The sequence below is a fragment of the Stenotrophomonas sp. 3diitr2024 genome (assembly GCF_042136455.1).
Lineage (GTDB): Bacteria > Pseudomonadota > Gammaproteobacteria > Xanthomonadales > Xanthomonadaceae > Stenotrophomonas > Stenotrophomonas sepilia.
On the sequence record NZ_JBHHMJ010000334.1, the window covers coordinates 1 to 11,790 of the forward strand.

14 protein-coding genes are annotated in these 11,790 nt (G+C 65.4%); 6 read left to right on the forward strand and 8 right to left on the reverse strand.

Annotated features, from left to right (window positions below; genetic code table 11):
* Window positions 1-63 precede the first annotated feature (63 nt).
* From ABGA94_RS08370 to asnS, 6 genes are all read right to left on the reverse strand, one after another.
* Entirely contained in the window at window positions 64-585 is a 522-nt protein-coding gene (locus ABGA94_RS08370) for a 3-hydroxyanthranilate 3,4-dioxygenase (protein ID WP_032954300.1), read from the reverse strand.
* Between the two features lie 20 nt (window positions 586-605).
* On the reverse strand, window positions 606-1,268 hold the full coding sequence (can, locus tag ABGA94_RS08375) for a carbonate dehydratase (protein WP_005417406.1): 663 nt from the start codon (window positions 1,266-1,268) through the stop codon (window positions 606-608).
* Window positions 1,269-1,340: 72 nt separating this feature from the next.
* A complete protein-coding gene (locus ABGA94_RS08380) occupies window positions 1,341-1,979 on the reverse strand; it encodes an FMN-binding negative transcriptional regulator (RefSeq protein WP_065178617.1) in 639 nt (212 codons plus the stop codon).
* 7 nt (window positions 1,980-1,986) lie between these two features.
* Window positions 1,987-2,301 (reverse strand): hypothetical protein, encoded by a 315-nt coding sequence (locus ABGA94_RS08385; RefSeq protein ID WP_005417404.1) that lies wholly within the window; start codon window positions 2,299-2,301, stop codon window positions 1,987-1,989.
* 5 nt (window positions 2,302-2,306) lie between these two features.
* Window positions 2,307-2,606, reverse strand: coding sequence for a hypothetical protein (locus tag ABGA94_RS08390; protein WP_005417403.1), 300 nt, complete (start codon window positions 2,604-2,606; stop codon window positions 2,307-2,309).
* Between the two features lie 30 nt (window positions 2,607-2,636).
* Window positions 2,637-4,031 carry an asparagine--tRNA ligase gene (asnS, locus tag ABGA94_RS08395; protein WP_065186192.1) on the reverse strand — a complete coding sequence of 465 codons (1,395 nt, stop codon included), beginning with the start codon at window positions 4,029-4,031 and terminating at the stop codon, window positions 2,637-2,639.
* A 128-nt stretch (window positions 4,032-4,159) separates the two neighbouring features.
* Here asnS and ABGA94_RS08400 point away from each other — a divergent pair, with 128 nt between their 5' ends.
* From ABGA94_RS08400 to rplI, 4 genes are all read left to right on the forward strand, one after another.
* On the forward strand, window positions 4,160-4,498 hold the full coding sequence (locus ABGA94_RS08400) for an iron-sulfur cluster assembly accessory protein (protein WP_005417401.1): 339 nt from the start codon (window positions 4,160-4,162) through the stop codon (window positions 4,496-4,498).
* 242 nt (window positions 4,499-4,740) lie between these two features.
* Complete coding sequence (gene rpsF / locus ABGA94_RS08405; protein ID WP_006452997.1) at window positions 4,741-5,178, forward strand: 30S ribosomal protein S6; 438 nt, start codon at window positions 4,741-4,743, stop codon at window positions 5,176-5,178.
* An 11-nt stretch (window positions 5,179-5,189) separates the two neighbouring features.
* Window positions 5,190-5,420, forward strand: coding sequence for a 30S ribosomal protein S18 (gene rpsR, locus ABGA94_RS08410; protein WP_002804494.1), 231 nt, complete (start codon window positions 5,190-5,192; stop codon window positions 5,418-5,420).
* Between the two features lie 104 nt (window positions 5,421-5,524).
* Window positions 5,525-5,974: a 50S ribosomal protein L9 gene (rplI, locus tag ABGA94_RS08415; RefSeq protein ID WP_005417398.1), complete on the forward strand. Its 450-nt coding sequence runs from the start codon at window positions 5,525-5,527 to the stop codon at window positions 5,972-5,974.
* Window positions 5,975-6,104: 130 nt separating this feature from the next.
* Here the strand turns inward: rplI and ABGA94_RS08420 are convergent, their stop codons facing one another.
* Together ABGA94_RS08420 and ABGA94_RS08425 are read right to left on the reverse strand one after the other, a co-directional pair.
* Entirely contained in the window at window positions 6,105-6,539 is a 435-nt protein-coding gene (locus tag ABGA94_RS08420; protein ID WP_134955958.1) for a hypothetical protein, read from the reverse strand.
* 9 nt (window positions 6,540-6,548) lie between these two features.
* Complete coding sequence (locus tag ABGA94_RS08425) at window positions 6,549-7,157, reverse strand: DUF1963 domain-containing protein (RefSeq protein ID WP_005417396.1); 609 nt, start codon at window positions 7,155-7,157, stop codon at window positions 6,549-6,551.
* Between the two features lie 311 nt (window positions 7,158-7,468).
* Here ABGA94_RS08425 and smc point away from each other — a divergent pair, with 311 nt between their 5' ends.
* The gene (smc, locus tag ABGA94_RS08430) at window positions 7,469-10,972 is read left to right on the forward strand and encodes a chromosome segregation protein SMC (protein WP_375366998.1); all 3,504 of its coding nucleotides are present in this window, start codon (window positions 7,469-7,471) and stop codon (window positions 10,970-10,972) included.
* A gap of 46 nt (window positions 10,973-11,018) precedes the next feature.
* Complete coding sequence (gene zipA, locus ABGA94_RS08435) at window positions 11,019-11,759, forward strand: cell division protein ZipA (protein WP_375367000.1); 741 nt, start codon at window positions 11,019-11,021, stop codon at window positions 11,757-11,759.
* Window positions 11,760-11,790 lie beyond the last annotated feature (31 nt).

Below are 11,790 nucleotides of genomic sequence, written 5' to 3' on the forward strand. Positions count from 1 at the left end.
AGCCCATGCTCGGCTGCCGGGCCACGAAGCCGAGCATGGGCTCGGCTCTACAGGGGCAGGTGCTCAGCCCGCCGCCGGCACCGGCAGCGGATCCACGTGCCCGCACTGGCTGCAGGTACGCAGTTCCAGGCTGGCGTGGTAGCGCGCAAACACCTTGGGCAGGTCGGTTTCGATGTTCTGCAGCGGGAAATACTCTTCGTGCAGCTTGTGGTTGCAGCGCTCGCAGTGCCAGATCACGCCGTCCATCTCATGCGGCAGCCGCTTGCGCTCGACCACCAGGCCGATGCCCCCGGGCGGGCGCCGCGGCGAGTGCGGCACCTTGCCCGGCAACAGGAAGATCTCGCCGGCGCGGATCGGAATGTCGCGCACCGCGCCGTCCTCCTGCACCTTCAGCACCATCTCGCCTTCGAGCTGGTAGAACCACTCGGGGCCTTCGTCGTAGTGGTAGTCGGTACGCGAGTTCGGCCCGCCGACCACCATCACGATGAAATCGCCGTTGTCGATCATCTTGTTGCCCACCGGCGGCTTCAGCAGGTGGCGGTTCTCTTCGATCCAGGCGTGCAGGTTGATCGGTGGAGCGAGCATGGTGGTCATCCGTGTGGGGATCAGTCGCGACGGCCCTTGCGCGGCACGAAGGACAGCGCTTTTTCATACGCTGGCTGCAGCTCTTCCAGCGAACCGACGTCGATGCCCATTTCACGCACGCGTCCGTCTTTCAGGCTGTAGACCCAGCCGTGCACCATCAGCTTCTGGCCGCGGGCCCAGGCATCCAGCACGATGGTCGAGCGGCAGAGGTTGGCGACCTGCTCGATCACGTTCAGCTCGCACAGCCGGGCGTGCTTGAGTTCGTCGTCTTCGATGGCGTCGAGGATGCCCTGGTGCTTCTGCACCACGTCACCGACATGGCGCAGCCAGTTGTCGGCCAGGCCGACGCGGGTGTTGTGCAGGCAGGCATGCACGCCGCCGCAGCCGTAGTGGCCGACGATCAGGATGTGCTTGACCTTCAGCTGGTCCACCGCGTACTGCACCACGCTCAGGCAGTTGAGGTCGGTGTGGGCGACCACGTTGGCGACGTTGCGGTGCACGAACACTTCGCCCGGCGCCATGCCGATGATCTGGTTGGCCGGCACGCGCGAATCGGAGCAGCCGATCCACAGGTACTCGGGATGCTGCTGCTTGGCCAGCTGGTGGAAGAAGTCGGGGTCCTCCTTCTCGATGCGGTCGGCCCAGTCGCGGTTGTTCTGCAGCAGCTTGTGGATGTCTTTCATGTTCGGGTCCCTGGCGTCGGGTGGGGGCGCACCGCAGCCATCCAGCTGCGACGTCGCGGGAATCGGGGGTGTTCAGCCGCTGCGGGCGGCCTGTTCGCGGTGCCAGCGCATCCACTGCGCCAACTCGGTGGAGGAAGGGGTGCCCAGCTGTTCCAGTTCGGCGATCACGGCGCGCTGGTTGGCGTCGGGATGGTTCTGGCTCAGCTTCAGCTTCAGCTGCACGTGTTCAACCTGGAAACGGAAGCCGACGATGGCACGCAGTTCCGGGCCATGTTCGGCACGCGTGGCATCGAACTGCCAGGCCTGGCCGACGCTGGCTTCGAAGTGGTCGCTGATCGCGCCGACCAGCCCGGCCAGCGCATCGGTGTCGTCGAAGGTGTGCAACTGGCCACGCAGCTCGGCGGCGGCGTAGTTCCAGGTCGGCACCCGTGCGGCAGGCTCCTTGTCCGGATACCAGCTGGCCGAGACGTAGCCGTGTGGTCCGTCGACCAGCACCTTGGCCGCACCGCCGTGGCGCGACTGCGGGTTGGCGCGGGCCCAGTGCCCGCGCAGCTCGATGCGCTCGCCCTCGCGCCGGTACAGCACCGGCATCCGGGTCAGCTCCGGCAGGCCATCGCTGCCGGGGGTGAGCACAGTGACGAATGGATCACGCGCCAGCAGGCGGTCCAGCCAGAGCAGGTCGGTCTCGGCGAAGGCGCGTGGAGTGAACATGCCTGGATCAGGCGCGCGCGCCCAGCGACTGGATCATGCGGCCGCGCAGGCCTTCGTCGTTGTCGGCCTGCGGCGGCTGCACTTCGTGCAGGCTGAAGCCGCGCACCAGCGCGTCTTCCTCGTCCAGACCGTCATACTCGACGAATTCGGCGTCGAACAGCTGCGAACGGGCGGTGTCTTCGCTGTCGTAGCTCAGCGTGTTGCCGTCGCTGTCGAGCACCTCAGCGGTGCCGGCCGGGCGAACGCGCAGGCGCGCCCAGATCAGGGTGTTGCCGAGGCTGGCCAGCCACCAGCTGTCGCGCGAGGCGGAAATGTCATTCATGGGGGTTACCAGAGCGAGGCCAGCCAGAGCAGGGCGGCCATGCCCAGTCCGGCCAGCAGGGTCAGCAGCGATACCCAGGCCGGCGTCGCCAGCCCGGACAGCGAGCGGTCCGGCTGCTGGCGATAGTCGCGGCGCAACAGCCAGGCCAGGGCATCGGGCTTGAGGAAGGCGCCGCTGCCGAAGCGCTCGGCGAGCGCCGGATGGCGGTCGCGAACGTGCACCAGGGTCAGCGGCCAGAAGATCACGAAGGCACTGAACCCGGCCACTGCAACGCCGACGAAACACAGGGCGAAGAACAGGGTCATGGGAGCCGTACCTCCGTGGACGTGTGGGGCTTAGAAGTCCGCGCTGCCCGGGGCGCGCGGGTAGGGGATCGCATCGCGGATGTTGGACAGCCCGCAGACGTACACCACCAGGCGTTCGAAGCCCAGCCCGAAGCCGGCGTGAGGCACCGAGCCATAGCGGCGGAAGTCGCGGTACCAGCTGTAGTGCTCACGATCCAGGCCGAACTGGGCCATGCGCGCGTCCAGCACGTCGAGGCGCTCCTCACGCTGGCTGCCACCGATGATCTCGCCGATGCCCGGGGCCAGCACGTCCATCGCGGCAACGGTCTTGCCGTCGTCGTTCAGGCGCATGTAGAAGGCCTTGATGTGCTCCGGATAGTTGGTCACCACCACCGGACGGCCGACATGCTCCTCGGTCAGCCAGCGCTCGTGCTCGGTCTGCAGGTCCAGGCCCCATTCCACCGGGAAGTCGAACTTCCTGCCGGACTTCTGCAGCAGGCTGACCGCATCGGTGTAGTCGATGCGCTCGAACGGTGCGTTGATGAAATCTTCCAGCTTGGTGATCGCGTTCTTGTCCACGCGCTCGGCGATGAAGGCCAGGTCGTCGCTGCGCTCGTTCAGCACGGCGCGGAACAGGTACTTCAGGAACTCTTCGGCCAGGCGTGCGTCTTCGGCCAGGTCGGCGAAGGCGATTTCCGGCTCGATCATCCAGAACTCCGCCAGATGGCGGGTGGTGTGGCTGTTCTCGGCGCGGAAGGTCGGGCCGAAGGTGTAGACCTTGCTCAGCGCCAGGCAGTACGCCTCGACGTTCAGCTGGCCGGACACGGTCAGGAACGTTTCCTTGCCGAAGAAGTCGCGGCTGAAGTCGATCGCGCCCTTCTCGTCACGCGGCAGGTTCACCATGTCCAGGGTGGACACGCGGAACATCTGGCCGGCGCCTTCGGCATCGGAGGTGGTGATGATCGGGGTGCTGATCCAGTTGAAGCCGTTCTCGTGGAAGAAGCGGTGCACGGCCTGGGCCAGGCAGTTGCGGATGCGGGTGACTGCGCCGAACAGGTTGGTGCGTGGGCGCAGGTGCGCCACTTCGCGCAGGAACTCCGGCGACATCGGCTTGGGCTGGATCGGGTAGGTGAGCGGGTCTTCGACCCAGCCGACCACTTCCAGGGCGCTGGCCTGGATCTCGAACGACTGGCCCTTGCCCTGCGACTTCACCAGGGTGCCGGTGGCGATGACCGAGCAGCCGCTGGTCAGGCGCTTGATCTCGTCGAAGTTGCCCAGGGTGTCGTTGGCCACGATCTGGATCGGGGCGAAGCAGGAGCCGTCGCTCACATTCACGAAGGCCAGATTCGCTGAACCGCGCACCGTGCGCACCCATCCGCGTACCGTGACTTCGCCGCCTTCCGGGATCTTCCCGGCAAGCGCATGTTCAACGCTGACCACCGTCATGACTTGAATCCTCTGCTGATCGACTCGATCTGTGAACACGGGAGTTTACCGGTTGCAGCGTTCTGCTTGCGAGGCATTTTTCGCGGCAACGGCTCCTTATAATGTCCCCGTACCTCTGGAGTAGCCCCATGGCCGTCAGCCTGACCCCCATTGCCTTCGAGCGCGTGCAGCGCTTTGTCGCCCAGACCCCCGGCGCGCTGGGCCTGCGTTTCGGCGTGACCAGGACCGGCTGCTCCGGTTGGGGCCACGTGACCGACCTGGCCCGCGACGAGCGCGAGGGCGATACCGTGTTCGACCAGGACGGCGTGAAGATCTATGTCGACGCCAAGAGCCTGGCGCTGGTGGACGGCACCGTGATCGACTTCGGCAAGCATGGCCTGAGCGAGACCTTCACGTTCAGCAACCCGAACGCCACCGCCGAGTGCGGCTGCGGCGAGAGCTTCACCACCGACGCCGACAAGGCCTGACGCGCGGCTTTGGCGCCCGCCGGACATGGCCCGGCGCTACCCGCCTGGTGGGTGCCGACCTTGATCGGCACCGGGGCAGGGCACCCCGGTTCAGAAGGTCGGGTGCCCCCGGTTGCCCGTCATCCCCATCTGCGCCATAATGCGCGGCTTCCTGCCTTCCTGGCGGGAATCCTTGCCCCACCGCGGTCTCAACGGCGGGGGGCTGTCCGGCCGCAAGGCCACATCCGAAAGGTAGAAAAAACATGAGTCGTCATTACGAAATCGTGTTCATGGTCCACCCGGACCAGAGCGAGCAGGTCCCGGCCATGATCGAGCGCTACAAGTCGCTGGTCGAGAACGGCAACGGCACCATCCACCGCCTGGAAGACTGGGGCCGCCGCCAGCTGGCGTACCCGATCCAGAACCTGGTGAAGGCCCACTACGTGCTGATGAACATCGAAGCCGACCAGGCCGTTCTGAACGAACTGACCGAGAGCTTCCGCTTCAACGACGCCGTGCTGCGCAACCTGGTCATCAAGCGTGACGAGGCTGACACCGAGCAGTCGCTGATCATGAAGAGCAAGGACGAGAAGGGTGACAAGCCGGAGCGCGGTGAGCGCCGTCGTCGTGACGACGAAGAAGGCGAGTCCACCACCACCGCTGACAACGAAGCCGGCGACGACGCCGCTTCCGCCGCCTAAGGAGCCTTCCCATGTCCAAGTTCTTCCGTCGCCGCAAGTTCTGCAAGTTCACTGCTGAAGGTGTGAAGGAGATCGACTACAAGGATCTCAACACCCTGCGCCAGTACCTGACCGAGAACGGCAAGATCGTGCCGAGCCGCGTTACCGGTACCAAGTCGAAGTACCAGCGCCAGCTGGCGACCGCCGTCAAGCGCGCTCGCTTCCTGGCCCTGATCCCGTACACCGACAACCACGACGTCTGATGCCGGCGGGGCGGCCCGGTGCCGCCCCCGCTGTGCCAGCTATTCGGACAGCCTTTGTTGCGGGGCATCGCCTCGCTAACGAATAACTCATCTGGAGCAATACCATGCAGCTGATCCTCCTGCAGAAAGTCACCAACCTCGGCAACCTGGGCGACCTGGTCGACGTGAAGCCGGGCTACGGCCGTAACTTCCTCGTGCCGCAGGGCAAGGCCGTGCCGGCCACCGAGAGCAACAAGGCCGAGTTCGAAGCCAAGCGCGCCGAGTACGAAGCCAAGGCCCAGGCCATCCACGCAGAAGCTGAAGGCCGCAAGGCCAAGTTGGAAGGCGCGAGCGTGACCATCGCCGCCAACGCTTCGACCGAAGGCAAGCTGTACGGCTCGGTCGGCCCGCGCGACATCGCCGAAGCCTTCACCGCTGCCGGCCTGCCGCTGGAGAAGAGCGAAGTCATCCTGGGCGAAGGCGCCTTCCGCAACATCGGCGAATACGACGTGCTGGTCCACCTGCACGCCGACGTCGAGACCACCGTCAAGGTCGTCGTCGTCGCCGAAGCCTGATCCCACGCCGCAAGGCCTGGCATCACTGCAGAACGGGCGCCCGCAAGGGTGCCCGTTTTGTTTTGGGCGATCGTCGGATATGTGGAGTCGAGCCATGCTTGACTTGCCGTCCGTCCTGCACCACTGCTTGCTAGACGGCCTCACCCAGGAAGTAGCGTTCGAAATCTGCAAGCGCATTGGCAACGTCCGTCCGTAGTTGATCGAGTTGCAGAAGTTCTCCTGCGCGATGCACCCGTTCGATCATCATGCCGATACAGGTCGCCATATCTGCAGATACGACGGACACGAGGGCGTTCCTATCGACGGTTTTCCAAGGCTGGCAGGCGTAGACCATATCCATGGTCAGCAGCTGCCTTTTGAGAAACAGCATCAAGCGGTCTGGTCCATCCGGTTCGAATGTGCAGATCGTCCCGGAGACCCGAAGAACGATTCCGAATTTGGTGATGGATCGAAGATAGTTCCCCTTCACATGACGCTCGAAGCAGATGTTCAGTTGTCTCTGGAGCGGGGCAAAAAGGGCGCCTGACGGCGAATCGCCATACTGGCCGCTGATCTGTATCTGCATGGGCGGCTCTCAAGTGGTCTGGATGACGAATCGACCGCAATCCATCGAAGGTGAGGAAATGTTGCGATCAAGCAACAGATAGCCCATTCCGCCAACCAGGATTCCTCGATGCGTCGGTGCAGCCCGGTTCAATCGGGAACCGTTGATCTGGAGGATGAATTCCCGTCCATCAGTGCAATCGTCCTGAAGCCAAGCGGGAATTCCGCCAATCTTGGCGATTCCGTTCTCGGCGTCATCCGGGATGGAGGCCGTGGCAGTGGTGATCAGGCGCGGATCAAAAGGGGGCGCTGCGCTGTCTGGGCCGGATTCGTGGGGTGCGTAAGCGATGACACGTCCGCCAGTCAGTAGAGCGGTTTCGATGTAGGCATCGTCAAGAACGTCATAAGGCGTGAAGATCGACACGCAGAGATCAGCTCTGATTTCAATCTTCTGGGCATGCGTTTGAACGAAGGGTGCAGGCAGGCTCGCAAGATGAAGCATCGGCTTCCCCTTTGCGTCGCAAGGCCAGGGAGTATCGGGAGGCAGGTATGGATTGCCTCCCAGAAAGGCTCGATCCCGGATTTGGCCAAGGTGCTCAAACTTCAGCTCCTGGTAGGCAGGCTGGCTAGGGCTGTTCATAGGTCCATGCTGCAGCCTGGAGACGTGGCTGGCTAGGATGACTCAAAAAATATACTTTAAAATCAAATATTTGTTTCATGAGGGAGGGGGCTGCGCGGTCCCAAAGCGACATTCAAGCGTGAAACGGAGTTCGTGTATGGGCATTCTCGGCTGGTCATCCCGCCCGTGGAACATTCGCGCCGTTATACTCATTCCATTGTGTCACCCTTGGCTTCATTGAATTCTTTTGAAATCAATGGCTTGAGGTGCTGGCTGACCTGACATCCACAATGCGGACGCCCCTAGGGCGCCTGTTGGAACCCAATCACGCCATGCGTCTTTCCACGATCAAGCTGTCCGGCTTCAAATCGTTCGTCGATCCGACCACCCTGCACCTGCCGACCAACATGACCGGCGTGGTGGGGCCCAATGGTTGCGGCAAGTCGAACATCATCGACGCCGTGCGCTGGGTCATGGGCGAGAGCTCGGCCAGCCGCCTGCGCGGCGACTCGCTGACCGACGTGATCTTCTCCGGGTCCAACGCGCGCAAGCCGGTCTCGCAGGCCACGGTCGAGCTGATCTTCGACAACTCCGACCACACGATCTCCGGCGAGTACGCCGCGTTCAACGAAATCTCGGTCAAGCGCACGGTCAGCCGCGACGGTACCAGCAACTACTACCTCAACGGCACCAAGTGCCGCCGCCGCGACATCACCGACCTGTTCCTCGGCACCGGCCTGGGGCCGCGCAGCTACTCGATCATCGAGCAGGGCATGATCAGCCAGATCATCGAGGCGCGCCCGGAAGACCTGCGTGTGTACCTGGAAGAGGCAGCCGGCATCTCCAAGTACAAGGAGCGCCGCAAGGAGACCGAGACCCGCATCCGCCACACCCGCGAGAACCTGGACCGGCTGGGCGACCTGCGCGACGAGATCAGCAAGCAGCTGGAGCACCTCAAGCGCCAGGCCAAGCAGGCCGAGCAGTACCAGGCCCTGCAGGAAGAGCGCCGGGTCAAGGATGCCGAGTGGAAGGCGCTGGAATTCCGCGGCCTCGACGGGCGCCTGTCGAAGCTGCGCGAAGGCCTGTCGCAGGAAGAGACCAGGCTGCAGCAGCTGATCGCCGACCAGCGTGATGCCGAGGCGCGCATCGAGACCTCGCGCGCGCGGCGCGAAGAGGCCGCCGACGCGCTGAACACCGCGCAGGCTGCGGTCTACCAGGTCGGCAGTACGCTGGCGCGCCTGGAACAGCAGATCCAGCACCAGCGCGAGCTGTCGCAGCGCCTGCACAAGGCGCGCGATGAAACCCAGCAGGCGCTGGCTGAACTGGGCCAGCACATCAGCGGCGACGAGGCCAAACTGAGGGTGCTGCGCGAGGCGGTGGAGGCCGCCACTCCGCAGCTGGAAGCACTGCAGGAAGAAAACGAGATCAAGCAGGAAAGCCTGCGTGAGGCTGAAGAGCGGCTGGCCAGCTGGCAGCAGCGCTGGGAACAGCACACCTCGCAGAGTTCGGAAGCCTCGCGCGCCGGCGATGTCGAGCGCACGCGCGTGGACTACCTGGACAAGCAGATCCTCGACGCCGACCGGCGTCGCGAGGCCCTGGCCGCCGAACGCGCAGGCCTGGACGTGGACGCGCTGGAAGAAGCCTTCGAGCAGCTGCACCTGCAGCACGACACGCAGAAGGCCGCACTGGATGAATTGAGTGAAGACGTCGAGCTGCGCAAGCAGGGCGTGACGGCAGTGCAGGAACAGCAGCGCAATGGCCAGAACGAACTGGCTGAACTGCGCAAGCAGGCCAACGGCCTGCGCGGTCGCCTGGCCTCGCTGGAAACCCTGCAGCAGGCCGCGCTGGGCCAGGAGCAGGGTGCAGCCGTAGCCTGGCTGAAGGCGCGCGGGCTGGATTCGGCGGCGCGCGTCGGCGAACGCCTGGACGTGGATGCCGGCTGGGAGAACGCGGTGGAAAGTGCGCTGGGCCAGCTGATCGAAGGCGTGCTGGTCGATGACCCGGCCAGCCTGGTCGGCGCGCTGGGCGAACTTGGCGAAGGCCACATTGCGCTGGTCGCCGACGATGCTGCTGAACTGAAGGTGGCGCCGACCTCGCTGGCGGCACGCGTGCGCGGCCCGGCGGCGATCCGTCGGCTGCTGGCGCACCTGCATGGTGCGAAGGACCTGTCCGAGGCGAAGGCCCTGCAGGCCAGCCTGCCGGAAGGCGATTCGATCATCACCCAGGGCGGCGAGCGGCTGGGCCAGGGCTGGCTGCGCGTGTCGCGCTCCGGTGCCGCCGAGCAGGGTGCGCTGCTGCGCGAGCGTGAGATCAACGAACTGCGTGAGCAGATCGAGCAGCTGCAGGACCGCGAGGCCGAGCTGGAAGAGCAGCTGAGCGGTTTCCGTGAGCAGCTGCAGGCAGCCGAGCAGCAGCGCGAGGACGCGCAGCGCGCGCTCTACCAGGCCCACCGCGCGGTGTCCGAGCTGGCCGGCCAGCTGCAGGGCCAGCAGGGCAAGGTGGAAGCGGCACGCACCCGCATCGACCGCATCGAGGGCGAGCTGAAGCAGTTGCAGGAAACGCTGGAAGCCAACAACGAGCAGGCGCGTGAAGCGCGCTCGCGGCTGGAGAGTGCGGTCAGCAGCATGGGCGACCTGGAATCGACCCGGCAGCGGCTGGAGGGCGAACGTCGGCAGTTGACCGAGGCCCGCGACCTGGCCCGCGATGCCGCCCGCGCGGTACGCGAGCGCGCGCATTCGCTGGCCTTGACCCTGGAATCGCAGCGCGCGCAGCTGGACTCGTTGAGCCAGGCGCTGGAACGCATGGGCACCCAGCGCGGGCAGCTGGACGCGCGGCTGGGCGAGCTGCACTCGCAGCTGGACGAAGGGGATTCGCCGGTCGAATCGCTGCAGGCCGAACACCAGAACGCGCTGGAAGAGCGCGTGCGGGCCGACCGTGTGCTGACCGAGGCGCGAACGCTGCTGGACGGCATCGACGCCGAGCTGCGCAACTACGAGCAGACCCGCCACCAGCGCGACGAGCAGGCGTTGGCCCAGCGCGAGCGCATTTCGCAGCGCAAGCTCGACCAGCAGGCCTTGGTGCTCAGCGCCGACACCCTGCAGGCGGCGGTGGAAAAGGCCGGCTTCGTGCTGCAGGACGTGCTCAATGCACTACCCGAGGACGCCCGCCTGGGCGACTGGGAGCAGGCCGTGCACCAGATCGACGCACGCATGCGCCGGCTGGAGCCGGTCAACCTGGCCGCCATCCACGAGTACGGCGAGGCTTCGCAGCGTTCGGACTACCTGGATTCGCAGCACGCCGACCTGACCACGGCGCTGGAAACACTTGAGGATGCCATCCGCAAGATCGATCGCGAGACCCGCGGGCGCTTCAAGGACACCTTCGACCGCGTCAACGCCGGCGTCCAGGCCCTGTATCCGCGCCTGTTCGGTGGCGGCCACGCCTACCTGGAACTGACCGGTGAAGACCTGCTCGACACGGGCGTGACCATCATGGCGCGCCCGCCGGGCAAGCGCGTGTCGAGCATCTCGCTGCTGTCCGGCGGCGAGAAAGCGATGACCGCGGTGGCGCTGGTGTTCGCCATCTTCCAGTTGAATCCCGCCCCGTTCTGCCTGCTGGACGAGGTGGATGCGCCGTTGGACGAAGCCAACGTCGGCCGCCTGGCCAACATGGTCAAGGAAATGAGCGAGAAGGTGCAGTTCCTGTTCGTCAGCCACAACAAGGCGACGATGGAGGCCGCGCACCAGCTGTCGGGCGTGACCATGCGTGAGCCGGGCGTCAGCCGCCTGGTCAGTGTGGACCTGGAAGAAGCGGCGCGATTGGCGGGCGCGGCCTGACGTGCCATCCTAGTTACCTGAATGAATTAGCCGGAGAACCTATCGAATGTCCGACACGGCACTGTTGCGCATCGGCATCCTGGCCGCCGGCCTGCTGTTGATCGCCGCGATCTTCCTGTTTGGCCGTCCGAAGAAGAAGCCCCAGGGCCGTCGCGTGGAGAACCCGGAACCGGCCAGTGGCGAGCGCCGCGAACCGGTCCTGGGCGAGGACGGCGTCGTGGTGGCCGAGGGCCGCGTCGAACCGGGCATGCGCGGCGAAGGCGAGCAGGCCGAACTTGGCCTGGCCGACACCGATCCGGGCGCGGCCAACGACCTCGGCAAGCGCACCACCCAGGATTTCGACAAGATCGTCTCGCTGTTCGTGGCCGCCCGTGCCGGCGAGCAGCTGCGCGGCGAAGACATCGTGGTGGCGGCGGAGAAGACCGGCCTGGTATTCGGCCACATGAACGTGTTCCACCGCCTGGTGGAAGGCCACCCCGAGCGCGGCCCGATCTTCTCGATGGCCAGCATCATGAAGCCGGGCAGCTTCGACATGGCCAACATCCGTGCCATGGAAACCCCGGCCATCGCCTTCTTCCTGACCCTGCCGGCGCCGCTGACCGCGCTTGATGCCTGGGAGAAGATGCTGCCGACCGTGCAGCGCATGGCCGAGCTGCTCGATGGCGTGGTGCTGGATGACAGCCGCAATGCCCTGGGCCGCCAGCGCATCGCGCACATCCGCGACGAGCTGCGTGCCTACGACCGCCAGCACCAGGCACCGCCGCTGACCAAGACCCCGCGCTGGTGAGCGCCATGGCGTGCCGACCAACGGTCGGCAC